At 33.3% G+C, this 22,368-nt stretch carries 18 protein-coding genes and 1 riboswitch; of the genes, 8 read left to right on the top strand and 10 right to left on the bottom strand.

The annotated features are described in order from the left end of the window. Nucleotides 1-8 precede the first annotated feature (8 nt). Genes U5A88_RS02725 through U5A88_RS02705 form a run of 5 tightly spaced genes read right to left on the bottom strand, consistent with a single transcriptional unit; the run spans nt 9 to nt 4,689 of the window. Nucleotides 9-1,274 (bottom strand): POTRA domain-containing protein, encoded by a 1,266-nt coding sequence (locus U5A88_RS02725; RefSeq protein ID WP_354203551.1) that lies wholly within the window; start codon nt 1,272-1,274, stop codon nt 9-11. Beyond that, nucleotides 1,274-2,020 (bottom strand): hypothetical protein, encoded by a 747-nt coding sequence (locus tag U5A88_RS02720; RefSeq protein WP_354203550.1) that lies wholly within the window; start codon nt 2,018-2,020, stop codon nt 1,274-1,276. The genes U5A88_RS02725 and U5A88_RS02720 overlap by 1 nt, the downstream gene beginning before the upstream one ends. Further along, on the bottom strand, nt 2,010-3,032 hold the full coding sequence (locus U5A88_RS02715; RefSeq protein ID WP_354203548.1) for a glycoside hydrolase family 113: 1,023 nt from the start codon (nt 3,030-3,032) through the stop codon (nt 2,010-2,012). Before U5A88_RS02715 ends, U5A88_RS02720 begins: the two co-directional genes overlap by 11 nt. 46 nt (nt 3,033-3,078) lie before the next feature. Beyond that, nucleotides 3,079-3,957 (bottom strand): hypothetical protein, encoded by an 879-nt coding sequence (locus U5A88_RS02710; RefSeq protein WP_354203546.1) that lies wholly within the window; start codon nt 3,955-3,957, stop codon nt 3,079-3,081. A gap of 18 nt (nt 3,958-3,975) precedes the next feature. Further along, the gene (locus U5A88_RS02705) at nt 3,976-4,689 is read right to left on the bottom strand and encodes a DUF547 domain-containing protein (RefSeq protein ID WP_354203544.1); all 714 of its coding nucleotides are present in this window, start codon (nt 4,687-4,689) and stop codon (nt 3,976-3,978) included. 117 nt (nt 4,690-4,806) lie between these two features. On the opposite strand from U5A88_RS02705, the gene U5A88_RS02700 reads away from it, so the two are divergent. Genes U5A88_RS02700 through U5A88_RS02675 form a run of 6 tightly spaced genes read left to right on the top strand, consistent with a single transcriptional unit; the run spans nt 4,807 to nt 11,900 of the window. Continuing rightward, nucleotides 4,807-6,153 carry an NAD(P)/FAD-dependent oxidoreductase gene (locus U5A88_RS02700; RefSeq protein ID WP_354203542.1) on the top strand — a complete coding sequence of 449 codons (1,347 nt, stop codon included), beginning with the start codon at nt 4,807-4,809 and terminating at the stop codon, nt 6,151-6,153. 15 nt (nt 6,154-6,168) lie between these two features. Then, on the top strand, nt 6,169-7,800 hold the full coding sequence (locus U5A88_RS02695) for a 4Fe-4S binding protein (RefSeq protein WP_354203540.1): 1,632 nt from the start codon (nt 6,169-6,171) through the stop codon (nt 7,798-7,800). Beyond that, nucleotides 7,790-8,266 carry a toxin-antitoxin system YwqK family antitoxin gene (locus U5A88_RS02690; RefSeq protein WP_354203538.1) on the top strand — a complete coding sequence of 159 codons (477 nt, stop codon included), beginning with the start codon at nt 7,790-7,792 and terminating at the stop codon, nt 8,264-8,266. The genes U5A88_RS02695 and U5A88_RS02690 overlap by 11 nt, the downstream gene beginning before the upstream one ends. Then, nucleotides 8,263-8,952, top strand: a complete 690-nt coding sequence (locus U5A88_RS02685) for a glycosyltransferase family 2 protein (protein WP_354203536.1) — start codon at nt 8,263-8,265, stop codon at nt 8,950-8,952. The genes U5A88_RS02690 and U5A88_RS02685 overlap by 4 nt, the downstream gene beginning before the upstream one ends. Continuing rightward, nucleotides 8,952-10,445 (top strand): cellulose synthase family protein, encoded by a 1,494-nt coding sequence (locus tag U5A88_RS02680; RefSeq protein WP_354203534.1) that lies wholly within the window; start codon nt 8,952-8,954, stop codon nt 10,443-10,445. Before U5A88_RS02685 ends, U5A88_RS02680 begins: the two co-directional genes overlap by 1 nt. A 15-nt stretch (nt 10,446-10,460) precedes the next feature. After that, complete coding sequence (locus U5A88_RS02675; protein WP_354203533.1) at nt 10,461-11,900, top strand: mannosyltransferase; 1,440 nt, start codon at nt 10,461-10,463, stop codon at nt 11,898-11,900. Between the two features lie 27 nt (nt 11,901-11,927). On the opposite strand, the gene U5A88_RS02670 is transcribed toward U5A88_RS02675, so the two are convergent. The 5 genes from U5A88_RS02670 to U5A88_RS02650 all read right to left on the bottom strand — a co-directional run bounded on the left by U5A88_RS02670 (nt 11,928) and on the right by U5A88_RS02650 (nt 17,861). Continuing rightward, nucleotides 11,928-12,398, bottom strand: a complete 471-nt coding sequence (locus U5A88_RS02670) for a DinB family protein (RefSeq protein WP_354203531.1) — start codon at nt 12,396-12,398, stop codon at nt 11,928-11,930. A gap of 33 nt (nt 12,399-12,431) precedes the next feature. Then, nucleotides 12,432-13,766, bottom strand: coding sequence for a Gfo/Idh/MocA family protein (locus U5A88_RS02665; protein ID WP_354203529.1), 1,335 nt, complete (start codon nt 13,764-13,766; stop codon nt 12,432-12,434). A gap of 127 nt (nt 13,767-13,893) precedes the next feature. Next, nucleotides 13,894-14,925 (bottom strand): YncE family protein, encoded by a 1,032-nt coding sequence (locus U5A88_RS02660; RefSeq protein ID WP_354203527.1) that lies wholly within the window; start codon nt 14,923-14,925, stop codon nt 13,894-13,896. A gap of 4 nt (nt 14,926-14,929) precedes the next feature. Continuing rightward, complete coding sequence (locus tag U5A88_RS02655; protein ID WP_354203525.1) at nt 14,930-16,756, bottom strand: TonB-dependent receptor; 1,827 nt, start codon at nt 16,754-16,756, stop codon at nt 14,930-14,932. 32 nt (nt 16,757-16,788) lie between these two features. Continuing rightward, nucleotides 16,789-17,004, bottom strand: a riboswitch (cobalamin riboswitch). A 77-nt stretch (nt 17,005-17,081) separates the two neighbouring features. Further along, nucleotides 17,082-17,861, bottom strand: coding sequence for a hypothetical protein (locus U5A88_RS02650; RefSeq protein WP_354203524.1), 780 nt, complete (start codon nt 17,859-17,861; stop codon nt 17,082-17,084). A 198-nt stretch (nt 17,862-18,059) separates the two neighbouring features. On the opposite strand from U5A88_RS02650, the gene purL reads away from it, so the two are divergent. Continuing rightward, on the top strand, nt 18,060-21,749 hold the full coding sequence (gene purL / locus U5A88_RS02645; protein WP_354203522.1) for a phosphoribosylformylglycinamidine synthase: 3,690 nt from the start codon (nt 18,060-18,062) through the stop codon (nt 21,747-21,749). A gap of 243 nt (nt 21,750-21,992) precedes the next feature. Next, nucleotides 21,993-22,364 (top strand): endonuclease domain-containing protein, encoded by a 372-nt coding sequence (locus tag U5A88_RS02640; protein WP_354203520.1) that lies wholly within the window; start codon nt 21,993-21,995, stop codon nt 22,362-22,364. The last annotated feature ends 4 nt before the right edge of the window (nt 22,365-22,368 follow it).

The following is a 22,368-nucleotide window of genomic DNA, read 5'->3' as shown; positions in this document are numbered from 1 at the left end:
CTTAAAGTTTAAAAATACTGACCTATACCAAAAACAAAACCTTTGGCTCCATCATTTTTCAGACTGTGGCCATAGTCAATTCTTAAAATGGCATTAAAAATTCTTTTGTGCATAATACGTAGTCCAACACCAGAAAAGAGTCTTATATTTTTGTCTTTTGTAAAATCATTTAATTCGCCACCAGGGTTTCTCCATGACCCAGCATCAACAAATACATTACCTTGAACGGAAAACCAATCCTTTTCAAATAACGTATGGCGATATTCACTATTTAATACAATACTACCAGTTCCTCTATCGACTAAAATACCTACACCTCTTAAATTTACATTATTATCTAATGAAAAAGGTGCGAATGGACTATCGTTATTGGTAGATAAACCCATGCGAAGCCTATTAGCCCAATTACCTTTAGAACCAATTCTTCTAAAATAGAAAAAATCGTTCCAAGCAATTAGAAAATTATCATTCTTCATTTCATCAGATTTAACCAACTGCCCGTAAAACTGACTTTTAAAACCATCGAGATATTGATAATTATAACTCAAATTATCATAAGTATAAATTAATTTATACAACAGCTTATTTAAGTCTAGACTGAGTGGAGTATTCTGGCTAACTGTACCATTTAAATAATTATATTTTTCTTTGAATATATTTATACCCAGTTCAAAGTGGTTTCTTAAATTCAACTGATATAACCCCAACATTTCAAAGGAAATATTATTATACTTATAATTTGCGGTACCTTCATCAAAATATAATGGCTCTTCGCTTTTCCAATTTTGATGGTTAATTGCAAGTCCAAATTTACGTGAAAACAAATGTGGTGCCCTAAAGTTAACCGCATAAGTATCAAATCCATTATTTTGGTAAAAGCCACCAAAACCTATATTTCTACCTAAAGTGTTGTAATCGTAAACTCCTATCTTATAGGCAATTGCACTCCTATTATTTGTCCAGAAATTTACAACAGGTATTATTGTGAAATTTTCTTCAATAGTAAAACTAACTTTATAAGTCTGTTCACTAATAAAAGTAACTTTGTAAGTTGCATGAGAAATTGCAGGCAGTCTTTTTAATTGACTAATATCATTATTTAATTTAACACTGTCTAGTGCTTCTCCAGTTTTACTATCTAAAATTCTTTTTAAATAGTTAGTATTGGTTTTTTTTGCACCCTTAATCACTACAACAGCTATTGTTCCCTCTTGAGCAAATCCTTCAAAAGAAAAGAAAACTAGTACCAAAAGTATTAATAACTTCTGTTTCATCACTCAGCAATAAATGGTTTCTGGACTACCAAATTTACCCAATTATCTTCACTTACGCCCATTAAAGTAAAACCATAAGAATTATCAATTATTAAATCAGGAGGGGAATCTCTCGTAACATTTAACACAACATTATCTAAGTTGTAATATTGAAACCACTTATCATATGTATATGTGCCAGATAATAAATTATTATCATGGTCAGTAATTACTTGAAAATAAATTGCATTTTCAGCAATTATACCATCGTTCCAAACAAATTTTGGCATTTTGGACTGTGTAAAATCAACTTCAACAGTGTTTGTCCATTCAGTTGGCTTCGATTGATGCTTCAAACGGATAGGGTTTGACTTGTGTAATTTACCTTCAGTTTTATAGGTTACCACACACCAAACCTCTTGAGTATTATTTCTTATATAGCGTTCTAAATATCCATTAAAAACAGGTTCGCTATCATAAACAACTGGTTTATATAATGAAAAGTCATCTTTATCTATAGCTGTGCTGCTAGTCTCAAAATATTGAATTTCTTTTGCCTTTGGAACTGGATAATAAAAAATATAGCTAATGTCTGTATTTGATTCATCATTTGCTGCACAGGCTATCACTTCATCTAATTTTAACTCTGCATTTATATTAATATACTCTTCTAGGTTTTGATAGGTTTTCTTTACATCATCATCTGTACAAGAACTTACCAATACTGATAAAAACAATACTGCAATAGAGAATATTTTATTGTGCATATAATTGCTTTAATAAAGTTTCTGCTGGCTTATTTTGAGGTGTAAATCTATGGTTGCTGACACCTCCTGCATTTTGATGGTCGGGATGCCATTTCCATAAAAATCCTCCAGCAAACCAATCTTCTTTCCAAAATTGATTATATAATGCCTGCAAAGCATTTTCTTGTCCCTCTAAATTTACTTCATCATTTTCATGGCTCGAGTTCCAAGGCTCTTTTCCTGTAAAATCGACACTTCTGTAACCATATTCAGTAAATAAAATCTGTTTTTTAAACGTTGATTGAATATTTTTAATTTCTTCTTTGTGTGTTTTCCAGCCCTTTTCAAATTCTTTTACTGATGGAGTTTGAGCGTCACTCAAAGGAAAATAAGCATCAACTCCAATAAAATCTAGATCATCCCAAAAAGTAAGGCGTTTGTATTCATCCCAATTTGCCGCATAGGTTAATTTTCCTTTGTATATCTGTTTAATTTCATTGATTAACCCGTTCCAATATTCTGGTCTATTCAACACAAACTTTTCAAGTTCAGTGCCAATGCAAAAAATTTCAGCATTTAATTTTTGAGCCAAATTTGCAAATGCCAAAATATACTCTTGGTAGGAATCTTCAAGAATTTTCCAATCATCTTCAGCATTCATTTCAATTAAACCCGTGTAAGTACCACCCCAAACCCATAGTTGTGGTTTAATCATAATTTTAATTTCCTCCGTTCTAAAATGTTTGGCATATTGTTCAATACCAGCTAAAGTTTCTCCATACCATTGTCTATCCGAAGAAAAATATACTTCGGGAGTATTTAAATCTTTAATAAACGCAAAGGGCATTAATGTAACATAATTACTATTTACATTAAGCACAGGGTTTACATTATTAGCGTTTATAGAATCTCTGGAAGCAACAAAACTAAGTCCATTAATTTTTTCTGTTTTAATATTAACTCCAACTTCTTCATGAGAACACCCAAGAAGAAGTATTAAAAATAGTATTTTGGTGGTATGTATACCTTTCACAACTACTTAAATTTAAATCAAAACATTATAAAGTTATAACTTTAAATTAGAACAAAGCTCTTAAACCAATATTAAAAGATTGCCCTAGTCCTGTACTACTACCTCTGATAAAATTACTATAAAGTACTTCTAAATTTAAAACACTTGTAAGTTGGTATTTCCCTCCAAAACCCAAGGCTGTATAGTCTTGTTTTAAATCACCTACTCTTTGTTGATGTTGTACAAAACCCAATATGGTCGATTTTCGACTTGGAAAATAGCTCATAAATACTCCTGGTGTTAATGCAAACGTTTTATTTGCAAAACTTTCTTCTTCCCCAAAACTATACTCGGTATTTAACTCAGCAAACAATTGCCAATCACCATTGGGGAAATTATAATCATAGAAAAATCTATTTTGAAAAGTATAAGCAGTTTGATCTAAAAATACACCATTTTCGGACTCGTTTTTTATTATGGGAATGTGAAATGCGGTTTGAATTGTAAAGTTATTTAAATTCTTAAAAGGGCTGAACTTTATTGCTGGAGCAAACGAGGTCAAACCAGAACGAGCCACACCTTTTTCCCCTTTAAATGAGAATACATCTAAAGCTCCCTTATCATTAATAGCATTTGAACGAACCTCAAACAAAAGACCAACATTTAACTTGCTGTTATTTGAAACACCAGTAAAAATATCAAAACTTGAGGTAAAATAAGTTTCCCTTGGTAGGTTTTTTGATACATTGCCACTACTATTAGCCCCTTTTGTTTGTGTATATAAATTGTTAAACCATTTAATATCCCACTGCCCTTTATTTAATAATTTAGAAGGGGTGTATTCTTGTATATTGCTTTTTTGGTCATCTTGGTCATCTTCTTCTTGGCCATAACTTGCAAACACCACTGTTAAAAACAAGGTTAACAAACTAATTGTTTTCTTCATTTCTTTGTGTTTTTATTTTTATTGTTTATTTAATTTCCAGTTATAGGTAAAGTAACTTAACCTATAATTACTCGGTATTTTTTCAGTTCTGTACTTATTCAAAAAATCTATTTCTTTGGTACCGTTCATAGTAAAATCTTCTTTGTACCATTTTAAAATTTCAGATCCTAAGACTTTCTTTTTCTTGGTATCTACCTTAATAAAATTACCATTTATAGCCAATTTGGTTTGTGCCTCTAATTGTGCCTCTAATGTTTTAGGTAAATAGGCTCTGCTAATTAAAGGTGGGCATCCTAGAGCACCACAAACCAACACAAAGTGAAACCGAGGATCGTTAAATTCTGCTTTTAACACTTTTTTCTGAATATCATCGAGTGTGATTTTCTTACCACCTACTTCATATTTTATTCTATCAAAAAATCCAGACTTATCTAAAGGCGATTTTATGGGATAATTGTCTATAATTCCTTTGATAACAGAAATATTGTAGGTATTAATCCAAAAAGCTTGATATTTATCAGCATCTTTCTTTTCAACTGAAAAATCTTTTGCAATAGTTAAAATTTCATTGAGTTTTTCAGGGTTTTTGTGAAGAGCATCATAATCTACTTTGCCATTTGAAACGTATGATTTAAAAAAAGCATCGGATTTAGTAAAAAAAGTGTCAGTGCTTTGAGAAAACCCAAAGTTAATAGAGAGTAAAAACAGAATCAATTTAATTTTACGTATCATTATTTATAATTTTTTGTAATGTATTGTCAAAAATATGGTCTATTTAGTCAACAAAATGTTAGACAGCTTACATTTTTGAAAAAAAACAATTTTTATCTTTGATTTAAAATTAATTTTATGGAGCACATAGTTATTATTGGTAATGGTATTTCAGGAATAACTGCTGCTAGGCATATTAGAAAACTTTCAGATAAAAAAATTACAATTGTATCTTCAGAAACAGATTACTTTTTTTCTCGTACTGCTTTAATGTATGTTTACATGGGACATATGAAGTTTGAACATACGCAACCCTATGAAAATTGGTTCTGGAAAAAAAATAGGCTAGAACTAAAAAAAGGATATGTTCAACAAATTGATACCGAAGCCAAAACACTATTTTTTTCCAATAACAACACATTAATATATGACAAGTTGATTATAGCAACTGGTTCCAAACCCAATAAATTTGGATGGCCTGGTCAAGATTTAGAGGGTGTTCAGGGTCTGTACAGCAAACAAGACTTAGAAGGCGTAGAAAAATATGCCCCTAACAATACCATTTGTAAAAGAGCAGTAATTGTTGGTGGCGGACTTATCGGTATCGAACTTGCGGAAATGTTAAGTTCTAGAAACATACCTGTAACTTTTTTAGTTAGAGAAAGTAGTTTTTGGAACGGTGTATTGCCTGAGGGCGAAAGTAATATGTTGAACAGGCATATAAAAAATCATCATATAGACTTGCGTTTAGGCATTAACTTAAAAGAGATAAAATCGGATAAAAAAGGTAGAGCAAAGTCTGTAATTATTGCTGAAACAGGAGAAGAAATCGCCTGTGATTTTGTAGGATTGACGGCTGGAGTATCACCAAATATCGATTTTTTAAAATCTTCAAACATTGCTACGAATAGAGGAGTTTTGGTAAATAAATACTTAGAAACTAACGTAAAAGATGTGTATGCCATTGGCGATTGTGCAGAACAGCAAGAACCTACCAACAACAGGAGACCAATAGAAGCCGTTTGGTATACAGGCCGCATGATGGGAGAAACTTTAGCACAAACTATTTGCGGAAATAAAATGGCTTATAAACCCGGGCATTGGTTCAATTCAGCAAAATTCTTTGATATCGAATACCAAACTTATGGTTGGGTGTATGCATCACCTAAAGAAAATGAAGCTCATTTTCACTGGATACACAATGATGATACAAAATGTATTACTATGGCTTATGATAAAAATACCTATCGATTTTTAGGTATCAACACTTTCGGAATTAGAGTGCGTCATGCCATTTTTGATAAATGGCTCACTGAAAAATGTAAGGTAGATTATGTTTTAGAGCATTTAGCGGATGCCAATTTTGATCCCGAATTTTACAACCTTTACGAAAAAGAAATTGTTTCAAAATTTAACTCAGAAAACAATACAAATATTCAACCTAAAAAGAAAAGTTGGAAACGTATATTTCAAACATCATTGTAACCAATAGCACAAACTATGAAAACAATAAAAAACATTGGGTTGGTTATTTTCCTTGTCGGTCTAGCTATTTTTACATTTACAATTTTTACTGGATCTTTTAGCCTGAACGAATCAGAATTCAACGCTTTTATTAATGCCAAAGATTATAAAAGTGAAATTATACACGATGAACTTAAAAAAGCAGTTGTTACCGATGAAGATTTGAATATTTTCGAATTCTCAAGTCGAGTTCGCAAAGCCTATAAAACCTCAAATGATTATTACGACGGCCTAATTGCAAAATACGATTCGGAAAAAAATTGGGATAAAAAAGGCGAACAATTTCAATATAAAATTTACGGAAAACCACATACATTAAGTTATGAAATTGCTAAGAAGGCAGGCTCAGGTTTTGTAAAAGATAATGCTGGTATGGTGTGGTGGTTAACTTTCGGTTTAGCAATATTGGGTGCTTTATTATTCATACTTCCTAATTTTATTTTATTAGGTAGCAAAGGCATAAAAAACGATGGTATTTATCATGAATCAAGTACAAATCGTGGCTGGATTGCTTGGTTGGTTTTGGTATACCTAGTAGCGTTCTATTTATTATTATATTTCTTTCCTGACTATGTAGTGGTTTGGACCTATATTTTAGACCCTATAAGTAAATTTCTAAACGGCGGACCAGCAAGTCAATGGTTTGTATATGGCTTTTTGTATTGTACAATCATGCTTGTTATGGCAATCCGCATGTATATTAAATATAGACATAATAAATACCAGATAATACGAACAACTTCAGTACTGTTTTTTCAAATTGTGTTTGCGTTTTTAATTCCAGAAATAATGACTAGCTTAAATATGCCTGGATATGATTTTAAAAATGCATTTCCTTTGGACTATGATTTTTTCTTTGAATGGAATTTGGAAGCTTTAAGAAATAGTGGGGCTATTGGTCTATTTATTCTAGTTTGGGGAATTGTACTAACGCTGATTATTGTACCAGTTATGGTCTATTTTTTCGGAAAACGTTGGTATTGCAGTTGGGTGTGTGGATGTGGGGGCTTAGCTGAAACCTTGGGTGATCCTTATAGACAACACTCTGACAAAAGCTTAAAAGCTTGGAAATTGGAACGTTGGATAATTCATGCTGTATTGGTGTTCTCACTATTAATGACAGTTGTAACCTTATATTGCTATTTTTCTGGAACTCAATCCTTTTTGGGAATTAACTCGCAATGGATAAAAGATACTTATAGCTTTTTAATCGGTGCTTGGTTTGCAGGTGTTATTGGTACTGGCTTTTATCCCATTTTCGGAAATCGGGTTTGGTGTCGTTTCGGTTGTCCTTTAGCGGCCTATTTAGGCTTGGTACAACGTTTTAAATCTAGATTTAGAATTACTACAAATGGTGGACAATGTATTTCATGTGGAAATTGTTCCACGTATTGCGAGCAAGGTATAGACGTCAGAGCCTATGCCCAAAAAGGGGAAAATATTATACGGTCCAGTTGTGTTGGTTGTGGAATTTGCTCTGCGGTTTGTCCTCGCGGCGTGCTAAAATTAGAAAATGGTCCAGAAAAAGGACGTATAAACCCAACTGAGATTTTATTAGGTAACGATCTAGATTTAATGACATTAGTAAATAGAAAAAATGAAGCTTAAATTCTTATTTATTCTACTATTCTGTAGCTTTTCTGTAATTGCTCAAAGGCACTATCACAAAAACTATTATGATAATGGAAATTTAAAAACAGAAGGTTGGCTCAACAATAATGTAAAAGTGAATTATTGGAAATCTTATTTTGAGGATGGCACTATCAAAAACGAAGGCCATTATAAAAAAGGTAAGCCCTCAAAATATTGGTACTTTTATCGTAAAAATGGGTTAAAAGAAAAAGAAGGGCATTTTGTTGATGGCAAAAAATCACAATGGTGGCTATTTTATAATGGCAGTGGTATTGTCTCACAAAAAACCCAACTAAAAAACAACATGAAAAACGGTTATTGCTTGTGGTACAGTGGAAAAAAAATTATCAAAATTGAAAAATATCTAGATGATAAAAAAATTGATGAATGGACAGATTTAAAATCCTTCAAAAAAGAAAATAAACTATCAGACCTTTTATGACGCTAATAAAAGTAATTATTCCCTGCCACAACGAAGAACAGTCAATAGCAAATGTAATTAACGACATACCTAATATTGTTGATGAAATTATTGTTGTGAGTAATAATTCAACTGATAAGACTGAAGAAAATGCTGAAAAAGCTATGGCAACGGTGTTGTCCGAGTCTAAAAAAGGATATGGATATGCTTGCCTTAAAGGCATGGATTATATAGAAAAGTTACCAACCAAACCAGATATTATCGTTTTTTTAGATGGAGACTATTCCGATTATCCGGAAGATTTGACCAAAATTGTAGCACCAATACTAAAAAACAACATTGATTTTGTAATAGGTGCAAGAGTAAAACGACTACGAGAAAGTGGATCAATGACTCCGCAACAAGTTTTTGGCAATTGGTTGGCTACGTATTTAATGAAGCTTTTCTTTGGTGCAAAATTTACTGACTTAGGCCCATTTAGAGCCATAAAATATGAAAAATTATTGGAATTAAATATGGAAGACAAAACCTATGGCTGGACAGTTGAAATGCAGTTAAAAGCATTAAAACGCAAATTTAGCTATGTAGAAATTCCAGTTAACTATAGAAATAGAATTGGTGTTTCTAAGGTATCAGGTACAGTTAAGGGTTCTATTATGGCTGGAATAAAAATACTAAGTTGGATTTTTAAATACACTTTCAAATAATGATTTTAGAAATAACAGTAATCATTATATATACCATTGCAATACTATTCATTTTTATATATGCAATAGCACAACTAAATCTATTAGTTAATTTTTTATCCTTTAAGAAAAAAGAAAAAAGCCTTAAAGAGCTAGACTTATCCAATCTCCAAAATATTCCTAACGTAACTATACAACTGCCTGTTTATAATGAAATGTATGTTATGGAACGATTGTTAGCTAACATAGCTCAAATAAACTATCCAAAAGAGAAACTGGAAATTCAAGTATTAGATGATTCTACCGATGAGTCTTTAAAACAAACTGCCCAAAAAGTAAGTAACTTAAAAGCACAAGGACTCGATATTAAACATATTCACAGAAAAAACCGTAAGGATTTTAAGGCAGGTGCACTCAGAGAGGGATTAAATGCTGCAAAAGGCGATTTCATTGCTATTTTTGACGCCGATTTTTTACCACAATCTGATTGGTTGTTACAGACCGTTCCCTATTTTGAAGATAAAAAAATAGGCGTGGTACAAACACGTTGGGGGCATATAAATAGAGATTATTCTTTACTAACCAAAGTACAGGCTTTTGCACTTGACGTACACTTTTCACTTGAACAAGTTGGGCGAAATAGCAAAGGGCATTTTATTAATTTTAACGGAACGGCAGGTATTTGGAGAAAGGAATGCATTATGGATGCAGGTAATTGGCAAGGAGATACGCTAACTGAAGATTTAGATTTAAGTTATAGGGCTCAGTTTAAAAATTGGAAATTCAAGTACTTAGAAAATGTAGAAACTCCAGCTGAACTTCCAGTAATTATTAGTGCCGCTCGCTCACAGCAGTTTAGGTGGAACAAAGGTGGTGCTGAAAATTTTAGAAAAATGCTGTACAAATTAGTGAATGCGAAAAATATTCCTGTAAAAACAAGGGTGCATGGGTTTTTACATCTATTAAATAGTGGTATGTTTTTAAACATTTTGATTGTGGCAATTTTAAGTGTGCCCATGCTGTACATTAAAAATGAGTATCCAAGTTTACGTCCTTACTTTTATATGCTAAGCTTTTTTGTCATTAGCTCTATTATTTTTTTTATTTGTTATTGGTTTATGTACAAACATGTACATGGCAAAAGTGGGTTTAAAGGATTTGTAAAATATTTAGGTATGTTTTTCGTCTTTTTTTCAATAGCCATGGGATTTTCTTTACATAATTCTATTGCAGTAATTGAAGGTTATATTGGTAAAAAGAGTGATTTTATAAGAACACCAAAATTCAATATACGATCTCTAAATGATAAGTGGAAAGGAAATAAATACATAAAGAAATCCATTTCGTTACACGTTATTTTTGAGGGTTTGTTGATGATCTATTTTGCATTCGGAATGTATAGTGCTTTTATCGTAGGAAATCAGGGTGGTGATTTTGGACTCTTTCCATTTCACCTGATGCTGTTTTTAGGTTTTGGTTATGTATTTGTCAACTCTATTACTTCAAAAATATAATCAGAAAATTAAATTATGAGTAAAAAGGCGAATTTACAGCTGTATAAAGTACCCTTTTTGCTTGTTTTTTTTAGTACACTAGGCTATATTTATTTTGCATATTTTTTAGAGAGAGTAGATACAATAGCACTTATTGCAACCTATATATTTCTGTTTGTTCTTTTTTATAAACTCATCCAATTAACAAAAAATAACTTCAAGTTTTTAGTAGTTATTGCTGTATTATTTAGGGTTATTTTTCTATTTTCCATACCAAATTTATCTCAAGATTTTTACCGTTTTATATGGGATGGTCGTATGTTATTAGAAGGTTACAATCCCTATTTGTATACTCCGCAATCGTTTATTGATGAAGGGATTTTACCCATTGCTCAAGCTCGAGAACTTTTTAACGGAATGGGTGCGTTAAGTGCTGGTCACTTTACAAACTACCCTCCTATCAATCAGTTGTGTTTTGTAATTGCAGGATTGTTTTCAGGTAAAAGTATATTGGGTTCGGCAATCGTTATGCGGGTAATTATTATAGCCGCAGATTTGGGTACTTTATATTTTGGAAAGAAATTATTGGAAAAACTAAACCTTTCCGTCAATAACATATTCTGGTATGTCTTAAATCCATTTATTATTATTGAGCTTACGGGTAATTTACATTTTGAGGGAGTTATGATTTTCTTTTTGATTTGGAGTTTATATTTACTCCATTCTGGGAAGTGGAAAATAGCGGCCTTAGTTTTTGCTTTGTCAATATCCATAAAATTGATTCCACTACTATTTTTGCCTTTGTTTTACCAATGGTTTACTTCAAAAAGAAATAATGATGAGATACTGAAACAATCCCGAAAGCTTTCGGAACAGCATGACGAAACAAATAAAAAGTGGATTCCTTATTTCACAGGAATAACAAAGTTAATTTCTTTTTATACTATTATAATTATAGCAACTATTGTTTTATTTATGCCTTTTTTTTCAATAGAGTTTGTTCAAAATTATACTGAAACCGTCGGGCTATGGTTTCAGAATTTCGAGTTTAATGCCAGTATTTATTATATAGCAAGAGAAATTGGTTATCTTTTTAGAGGATGGAACGAAATAGCCATCATTGGCAAAATTATTCCAATAGTTGTAATTCTTTTTGTGTTGATGATAACTTTTTTTAGAAAAAATAAAAATACCGTAGCATTGGTTACAGCCATGTTACTGGTGTTGAGTTTTTATTATTTTACGGCTACTACCGTCCATCCCTGGTATATAGCAACGTTAGTCATTCTATCCATTTTTACAAGGTATAAATTCCCTCTTGTTTGGAGTTTTGTTATCATTTTTAGTTATTTAGCTTATGCAAACAAAAGCAATACTGAAAACCTTTGGATTATAGGTTTGGAATATCTTGTCGTATATGCAGTAGTTATAAAAGAAGTGTTTTTTAAAGATAAATTTAACCTAAAGATTTCTTGAATAAAACGATTACCAATTTTGGTATTGTTAATCCCAAAGCTGTGGTCTATCAATTCCATTGGTTCTTAAATAACTCAATAGTTGTCCTGTGTGAACCGATTCATGATAAGCAATTCTATTGAGGTAATCTCCAAGTTTTTTACTCTGCCCTACTTCCTTTCTTTCTATCCTAATATTTTCTAAATCCGAATCTTTCAGTTCGCCTATCATGTTCAAAAAGTCGGCTCTGTATTTTTCTGAAAAATCTAATTCCCTTTTCAGGTTCGAATATTCTATTAATTTCCAAGGAGATTGATAGTGCCCTAAATCCCCTCCATTTTCTATTATTTTATGAAAAAGATGTTCGCCTTCCAAAACATGCCTAATCATTTCAATTACTGTAAAAGCATTTTCATCAGGTTTCCAATTTAGGTATTCATTTGGGATACCACTCCATAATTTTATGCTTCGTCTTCTAATTTCAGAAAAATTTAATAGAATAATTTCAGTTGCAGTCATTCAATTCTCAATTTTTTAATATCGAAATAAAACCTAAACCACAGGTTTCTTCCATCCATTGTGATAGGTTACTTTTATCAATTCGTTAGCTTTATCGTTATTTTTGAACTTATTCTTTTCTGCATCCCAAAATAGTTTTTCGCCAGTTTTGTAAGCTATATTGCCCATTTGAGCATTAATAGCCGCAATACTCCCAGATTTTATAGGTGTATTTAGGATTTTAGCATTTTTAGCCCTAACCGCTTCAACAAAATTTTGAGTGTGTAAATCGAGATAACTAACGCCTTTTGGTCTTGTCTTTGGTGGAATAACCTCCATAGTATCTTTTGCTGACCTTTCAACAATTACTTCATAACCTCCTCTATTGACAACCAATGTAGCATTGTTACCGATAAAAGCAATTCCCTCCGTTCTTCCATAAGGGCCAGAATCTATACCCGTGGCGTGTTCCCACAGCATATTAAAATCGTCATATTCAAAAATAGTTTGCAGTGTGTCTGGTGTTTCTGAAGCATCATCAGGATATGCCAATTTACCACCACTTGCCATTATTGATTTTGGTGCAGTTGCACCCATGGCATATAAGGCAATATCAATTTCATGCACACCCCAATCAGTCATTAATCCACCCGCATAATCCCAAAACCATCTAAAATTAAAATGAAACCGATTAGGGTTAAATGCTCTATTAGGTGCTGGGCCTAGCCATGATTTATAATCAACGCCATCTGGGGCTTGTCCGTCAGGTTTTATAGATACAGGTTTCATCCAGCCCTGATATGCCCAAACTTTAACCAAACGTATGTTGCCTAATTTGCCCGACCTAACAATATCAATAGCTTCTTTATAATGAGGACCACTTCGTTGCCACTGACCTACTTGTACAGCCGTGTTATATTTCTCTGCAGCTGCCAGCATAATTTGACATTCCTCAATAGTATTAGCTATAGGTTTTTCTACATAAACCTGTTTACCTGCTTTACATGCATCAACCATCATTTTGCAATGCCAATGGTCTGGTGTACCAATAATAACTACATCAATTTTTTTATTTTTTAATAATTTTCTGTAATCATTATAGGTTTTTATTTTTTTTGCGGCCTCTGCATCTCTTTTCTGCATTTCTTCTACCCGTTTTTTTATCACCTTTTCATCTACATCGCAAATACCTATTAATTTAACTCCTTCAATCTTAAGCATAGAAACCGTATTAGACCAACCCATACCGTTACAGCCAATAACTCCAATATTAAGAGTAGTCTTGGTGCTGAATATTGAGTTAGATAAAGCAGCTCCATAAGATGGAATACTTAAAGCCGCCATACCTAAGGCAGCATCTTTGATAAATTTTCTACGTGGGTTTTTCATGGTTTGGAAATTTTATTAAAGGTATAAAATTTTTATTATTGATATTGATACATTTTCTTTAACACTAAAAAGAGTCACATACCAGGTAAGCGACTCTTTTTAAAAAACAAAAACAATCTCGTATTAACTAGTCATTATCATAAACTCCATTTGCACCTATACCCGCATTAAAATTCTTCAAAAGTTTTCCGTCAAGGTCATAGACCTGCACTTCAGAATTTTCAGTAAACCCTTTTACATCCGTATAAAACAATTTATTTTTGGCAACACTAAACCCATAGCCAACAAACCAAGGTTGGTCTTCTACTTTTGTATCTACGAGTTCAACATTAGCTAACGAAGTAACATCTTTACTAAATTTAAAAATTTTAGACCCAGAAAGGAAATACAGAAAATCATCTTCTACTTCAAGCTTAGTAGCGTTTGAAAGCCCATCCTGAAAAGGAATATCTCCAATAATCTCATTGGTACTTGTACTTACTTTTGTAATACCTGTAGTATGCAATGCATATAAAATTCCGTTTTCAATCTCCATAGAATTTAGACCTTCGGCTACGGTAATTGTTTTTACAACTGTATTAGTCTTGGCATCTATAACACTGATTTCATTTCCAAAACCAAAAGCCGCATTCATCACATAAATAAAATCATTATCTGCTATTATTTCTTCAACAGTTTTATCAATTGTAATTGATGTGTCATAAACAAAACTATTAGCATCAAACACTAAGACTGAATTGTTACCTCCATTGGTTACATATAACTTTCCGTTTTTTACCAAAGTATATCTAGGTGCTGCAATATTTTCGGATATGGTGGCTATACTTTTAAAAGTATATCGGTTTACAACTTCAATTTTATTACTATTATTTAGTACTAGATAAGCATAATCTTCCTCAAAAGTTACCGACTGCAACACATCACCAAGATTTGTACTATTTATACTTGAAAAAATATTATGAGATTCTTGTAATAACTCATTATCAATAAAAGTTATTGAACCGTTAGGCGAACCAAAATTACCTTCGTTAGTTATAAAAAAACCATTTTCATAATCGCCTTTGGGCATTGGTTTAGGGTCATCTGCATTATCGCATGAAATAAAACCAAATAATATGGCGAAAATAAATACATTAATTTTTAAAAGCCTTTTGTTCATTTTATTATAGATTTAAATTTAAATTAATATGATAGTTTATTCCGGGCATGGGCCTAAACGCTGTTGTTTGATAGTCACTATTAAAAAGATTCTTGATACCAGCACCCAAAATCCAATTAGCCTTTTTCCCAAAGGCATAACTCAATGATAAATTGGTCAATACATAATCATCAAGTGCCGTATTGGTATTGTTATCGGTATGCGTAAAAACCTCCCCTGTGTAAATTGTGTTTATGTTAGTGGAAAAAGCCCCAATTTTATGAGATATTCCTAAAATTCCTTTATGATAAGGCACATAAGTTAATTGGTAATTGGTTTCTTTATTTTTTGATACCGTATAACTGTAAAGTGCAATAATTTTAAAATGATGATTGTTGAATCTGATTCCATAGTGCACATTGCTTTCCAATCCGTAAATACGTACACTATTTGTGTTTACGGGTCGCCATAAATTGCCCGAATAAGGCAACCATCGGATTAAATCTTTAATATCATTATAATAACCCGTCAGCGTAAATTTTAAATTGTCAAAAGTAAATTCATTAGAAAGTTCATACTGTAATGACGATTCTGCTTTTAGATCTGGATTTTCCGCTCCCGGCCAGTACAAATCATTAAAAGTGGGAACGCGATAATTTCTAGAAATAGAGGTGTTAAGTGTATATTTAGGAGATGGCTTCCAACGCGTACCCAATGAAAACAATACAGGACTTTTATAATCTTCGCTCAATTCGCCTCGTAACGTAGCTTGGTAGGTAAAGTTATTTCTCAATTTATGCTTTAGAAAAAGGTTAGCACTTCCTGTATTTTGTTTTACATTGTTGTAGTTTGTCCCCGTTGCTGTAGCTAAATTATATGTTCCACCTACATTTAGTAATATTTTTTTTAGCTGTATCTGATAATTATATTTGGCAATATACGTCCAAGCATTACCATTATTAGAACCTTCTCTGGAATCTAATTCAGGGTAGAATCTATACTTTTCGTTAAGTAACGCTAACTTGACTGTAGACTGACCAATACCTGATTTATGCTGATACTCACCTAACAAACGCAACTGTTCATCGGTGTATTTATTTCGTGTTTGTGTGGTTTCTATAATGGACAAATGCCTTTCACCTGAAAACCAATTGGAATAAATCTTAAACGTATTTCTCGCGTTGGCTTTGTAAATTCCATTAACTGATGCATTGAGATTATAAAACTTTCCGTTTTCATTACCTTGATCGGAATTTTGGTATTTGTAATCATTATCCGAATCTAAATAACTCAAATCAATTTGTAAATTGGTCCGTTTACCAGAAATACTATGGTTTGTACTTAAATTTTTGGTATTAAAACTACCATACGAAGTAAAAATTTGATGCGTATTATCCTGATTTATTTTTAAGTTATTATTTAAATACACCACACCACCAATAGCTCCAGTACCAAATTGGGTACTTCCTCCTCCGGGACGCACCAGCACTTCTGAACTATTTTGGGTATTGATAAGGTTAAAATCCGTTTGACCTAAAAAAGGGGAATTGATATTTATACCATTCCAAACTACAGCCGTTTGTTGTGCAGTTGTACCTCTAAATGATGCTGATGAAACCATTCCAAATCCATTTTCTTTAAAATGAATAGGCGTTTCAAATTGTAATACCTCGGTAAGTTGCGGGCGATAATTGGGCAACAATCCTTTACTGATTTTTAATATGGGCTGCCCAACTGATTTATCTTCTAACTTTTCTGCTTTTAGAAAAACGGTATCTAACACCCTTCCGCTTTGTTGCGAAAAACTAGAAAATGCATATAAAAATAAAATGACAGCAATATAATGTCTCATAATTTCTGCTTATCCCGAACAGGTAATTGTTACTTGATTGTTTGCAATTGGCAGGTCTCCTGGCTTGCGTCTTATTGTGAACCTTCCCGCTAAAAGCAGTGGTAAGTAGTAATTACAATAAGCATCCTGAAATACATCGGGACTAAGCGTACAGTTGCGGGAACAGCTTCCGATTGTAACGGAATTCCCTTTTAATTTAACCCGTAGTACTCAACTACTGGTTTAAAACCAATACACGGCAAAGGTAGGTAATTTTGGAGATTAACTGCACTATTAATAAGTTTTGTTGACTAGACAACTTATTTTATTCTTTTCTTTTGATTAACTAAAACCCGAAAGACATTTTATCATTAACATAAGGACTGTCAAAAGTTTTCCAGCCTGTTGTTTTTAAAGTTTCACCATCAGCATTCATAGGTGTAAACCTAACCTTATACTTACCTTTTCCATTAAAAGTAAATCCGCCAGCACACATTCCGTGCCCTACATGTAGTTTACCTTTCGATTCCATTTCATAGAAAGAGGTTTTTTGATTTGTAGTTAAATCAACAACTTCGGTTTTATACCAAACTTCAGATTTTGAAGTGTCTTTTATCTTAAAGATTGCATTCACCGAAGGTCCACATCCATAGTGTACAACTTCTGATTTTTCGTAAGAAATTTTAAGTTTAAAGTCTAGAGGTCCAATAAATTTTTTGCTTGTGGTTTTCCAGTAAATTTTTTCATTTTTCTCTTTTTCTCTATTATATACAGCCATTTCCCTAGTTTCTCTTTTGGTTTGGTCAGCGTATTTTAAGAAATAAATAGTATTAGGTTTTAACTCAACAGAAGGTTTAAAAACCGCTTGGGTCAAACTCATTTGTCCTATTAAAATTTCTTGAAGGTCTAACTTAATTAAATCACCATTCTCGCTTTCCAAATATATTAACCTATCTTTAAAAGTAACAATTGTTTTCTCGCTCATGGCATAGCCTTGAATTATAAACATTGAATTTAGACTAATCTCTTTTTGTTTTGGAAAGAATTCCATTCCACTCATTGCACATTCTGCAAAAACTGACTTAACACCCATAGTCAAGAACAAAAGAAGTACTATTTTTTTCATGATTTTTTTGTTTCTACAACTAACATCAAATATCATTCCATTCACACCTTGCAATTTTCTCTAATTCCACAAACCACAAAACAACAAAATCTCAGAGATACTAACAAAACCCTGTTAAAAACATTTACTTTTTTTGCTTCTTTTGGTATAAACCAACCCATTAAAATATGTATTTTTACCGCTTACAAAATCAAAGCAATGATCTATTTTTTTGGAGAGCAATATATCAAAGTATTTGCAGTTCAAACCATCACTAATTTATCAAATGAAGCCATAAGCAAACTCACTTGGTTGTTTGGTAATAAAACCCTGTTACAACAAGCATCAGTCGATGCTTTTTTTGTTGGGCCACGTGCCGCTATGATTACACCTTGGAGTACCAACGCTGTTGAAATTACCCAAAATATGGGTATTGAAGGTATCATTAGAATTGAGGAACTCAACGCTGTAGATGAAGATTTTATCGACTTTGACCCCATGCTTTTTCAAAAATATAAGGCTTTAGATCAGCAAATTTTTGATATTGACATACAACCAGAAGCTATAAAGGAGATTGAAGATATTGCGGCCTATAACCAACAAGAAGGGCTCGCTTTGAGTTATGACGAGGTAACATATTTAGAAAAGCTGTCCGCAAAATTAATGAAGGAATCGGGAAGGAAATTAACCGATTCAGAAGTCTTTGGGTTCTCACAAGTCAATAGCGAACATTGCCGCCATAAAATTTTTAATGGCACTTTTGTAATTGATGGTAAAGAAAAACCTTCTTCTTTATTTAAACTGATAAAAAAAACTTCTGAAACGCATCCAAACACTATTGTTTCGGCATATAAAGATAACGTAGCTTTTGTAAAAGGTCCAAAAGTGGAACAATTCGCTCCAAAAACTGCTGACAAGCCTGATTTTTACGAAGTTAAAGATTTTGATTCCGTAATTTCATTAAAAGCCGAAACCCATAATTTCCCTACCACGGTAGAGCCTTTTAATGGTGCAGCAACGGGTTCGGGAGGTGAAATTCGCGATAGATTAGCCGGAGGAAAAGGTTCATTGCCCTTGGCGGGAACAGCGGTTTATATGACTTCATATTCTCGTTTAGAAGATCGCGATAGCAATCGGGATTGGGAAAAAACCATGCCCGCACGCCCTTGGTTGTATCAAACTCCGATTGATATTTTAATAAAAGCGTCCAACGGTGCTTCTGATTTTGGAAATAAATTTGGTCAACCCTTAATCTGTGGTTCAGTATTGACATTTGAACACGGAGAACACGGACGAAAATTGGGCTATGACAAGGTAATTATGCAGGCTGGTGGTATTGGTTATGGAAAAGCGGAACAGGCCATAAAAGACACACCAAAAACTGGCGATAAAATTGTATTGTTAGGTGGCGATAATTATAGAATCGGAATGGGGGGTGCTGCGGTTTCTTCAGCAGACACAGGCGAATTTGAAAGTGGTATTGAACTCAATGCCGTACAACGTTCTAATCCCGAAATGCAAAAAAGAGCTTCAAATGCTATTCGTGGAATGGTGGAAAGTGATGAAAATCCGATTGTTTCCATTCACGATCATGGTGCGGGCGGACATTTAAATTGCTTGTCAGAATTAGTAGAAGATACAGGTGGAAATATTGATTTGGATAAATTGCCTGTTGGCGACCCTACGCTATCCGCCAAGGAAATTATTGGTAATGAGTCACAAGAACGAATGGGCTTGGTTATTGGTCAAAAACATTTAGAAAATTTACAACGTATTGCAGAACGTGAGCGTTCGCCCATTTATACGGTTGGAGATGTTACTGGAGATCATCGTTTTACGTTTGAATCAAAAACGAGCCGAGAAAAACCAATGGATTTAGCCTTGGTAGATATGTTTGGAAGCTCCCCAAAAACCATAATGAACGATGTTACCGTAGAACGGAATTATACGGATTTAACTTATGACGTTAATAAATTTACGGACTATTTAAAGGACGTTTTACAACTAGAAGCCGTTGCTTGTAAAGATTGGTTAACTAACAAGGTTGATCGTTGTGTAGGCGGAAAAGTTGCCAAACAACAATGTGTAGGTGCTTTACAATTACCGCTCAACAACGTTGCAGTTATGGCATTGGATTATAAGGGTAAAGAAGGTATTGCAACAAGTATTGGCCACTCACCTATTTCGGGATTAATTGACCCCGTTGCAGGTAGTAGAAATTCTATCGCAGAAGCTTTGACTAATATTATTTGGGCTCCTTTGGAAGAAGGATTAAAAAGTGTCTCACTTTCCGCTAACTGGATGTGGCCTTGCCGAAACGAAGGAGAAGATGCCCGTTTATATGAGGCTGTTGAAGCCATTTCAGATTTCGCCATTGAGTTAGGTATCAATGTGCCAACTGGAAAGGATTCTTTATCCATGAAACAAAAATATCCTAACGATGAAGTGATTTCACCCGGAACCGTAATAATTTCGGCCGCTGCTCATTGTAATGATATTACTAAAGTTGTTGAACCCGTTTTACAACCAAACAAAGGCAGTATTTATTATATCAACCTTTCGCAGGATAATCATGACTTAGGTGGAAGTTCTTTTGCTCAAATTCTGAGCAAAGTGGGTCTTAAAGCTCCAACCATAAAGGATGCAAAACAATTCAAAAGCATTTTTAACACGATTCAAAATCTGATTAAGAATAACAAGATTGTAGCTGGACACGATGTCGCTTCTGGCGGATTGATAACTACATTATTAGAAATGTGTTTTGCGGATAATAACTTAGGTGCGGAACTTGATTTATCCAATATTGGAGAAAGAGATACAACTAAACTAGTGTTCTCTGAAAATTCAGGAATTGTTTTTCAAGCCAATGATGATTCAATTGAAAAAATATTAAGTGATGCTAATATTGAGTTTTATACTCTTGGAAAAGTTACTACCAACGAAAAACTAAGCATACAAAATCAAGACAATAAAATCGTTTTGGGTATTCCTGAATTACGAGATGTTTGGTTTAAGACTTCCTATTTATTGGATGATAAGCAAACTGCGAATAATTTAGCAAAAGACAGACTTGATAATTATAAAAGCCAGCCGTTACAATATGTTTTTCCAAAAAACTTTACTGGTAAACTTAAAGATGTATTGTCAGGTCGAGCGGAGTCGAGACCTAAAGCCGCAATTCTTCGTGAAAAAGGAAGTAATTCCGAACGAGAAATGGCAAATGCCATGTACTTGGCAGGGTTTGATGTAAAAGATGTGCATATGACGGACTTAATCTCTGGTAGGGAAACCTTAGAAGATATTCAGTTTTTAGGTGCCGTTGGTGGATTCAGTAATTCGGATGTTTTAGGCTCAGCTAAAGGTTGGGCAGGTGCTATCAAGTACAACGAAAAAGCCAATAAGGTTATCAACAATTTTTTTGCAAGAGAAGATACCTTGTCTGTCGGAATTTGCAATGGTTGCCAATTATTTATGGAATTGGAACTTATAAATCCTGACCATGATAGTCACGGAAAAATGTTACATAACGATTCGCATAAACACGAAAGTTCATTTAGTTCTGTAAAAATTCAAGAGAATAATTCTGTAATGTTATCAAGTTTGGAGGGTTGTACTTTAGGGGTTTGGATTAGTCATGGTGAAGGTAAATTCAATTTGCCAATGCCCGAAGACAATTATGATATCGTTGCCAAATATGGTTATGCAGAATATCCTCACAACCCTAATGGCTCTGATTATAACACCGCCATGCTTTGCGATAAAACAGGCCGCCATTTAGTAACTATGCCGCACATAGAGCGTTCAACATTCCAATGGAATTGGGCAAATTATCCTAACAATAGAAAAGATGAAGTTTCACCTTGGTTAGAAGCGTTTGTAAATGCTAGAAAGTGGATTGAGAAAAATTAAAAACATCCTCGAAGGGCTCCTCCCTTTCGACAAAGGGAGGTTTCGCGACCGAGAGGTCAAGACGGAGGGTTTGAAAACCCAAGCCTCAATCATTTTTCTCAAACTTTTGATAATGTTTCCAAAGGTTTAGGGTTTTCAAACTCCCCTTTCTTCACTCAATCAAATTCCGATTAAATCATTATATTCGTTAAAACGAGTGAATTCATTCCCCTCTTCGTCTGAAGAGGGGAGCAAAAAACTGGGATGGCAGCTAAAAGAGTACATACAAAAGTAGGATTAAAGGTATATCGCAAAAAGTTAAGATCAAATTTAACTCCAGCTGAAGCATTTCTATGGGAACATTTAAAATCCAAACAATTGGATGGTAAACGTTTTACCAAACAGCATAGTATTGGAAATTATATTGTCGATTTTTACTGTGCTTCGCAAAGGTTGGTTGTTGAATTAGATGGTGAAGTACATAACAACTCATCTGCTCAAGAATACGATGTCAAACGGACGGAATATCTAAATTCCTTAGATTATACCGTTATCAGATTTGAAAACAAGCTGGTTTTTGACCAATTACCATACGTACTTGAAGAAATCAAAAGCAATTTTAAATCTGAAAAGTGATTCG

The organism is Aureibaculum sp. 2308TA14-22 (genome assembly GCF_040538665.1).
In the GTDB taxonomy this organism is placed as follows: Bacteria; Bacteroidota; Bacteroidia; order Flavobacteriales; family Flavobacteriaceae; genus Aureibaculum.
This window is presented reverse-complemented; position numbering and strand designations above follow the sequence as displayed.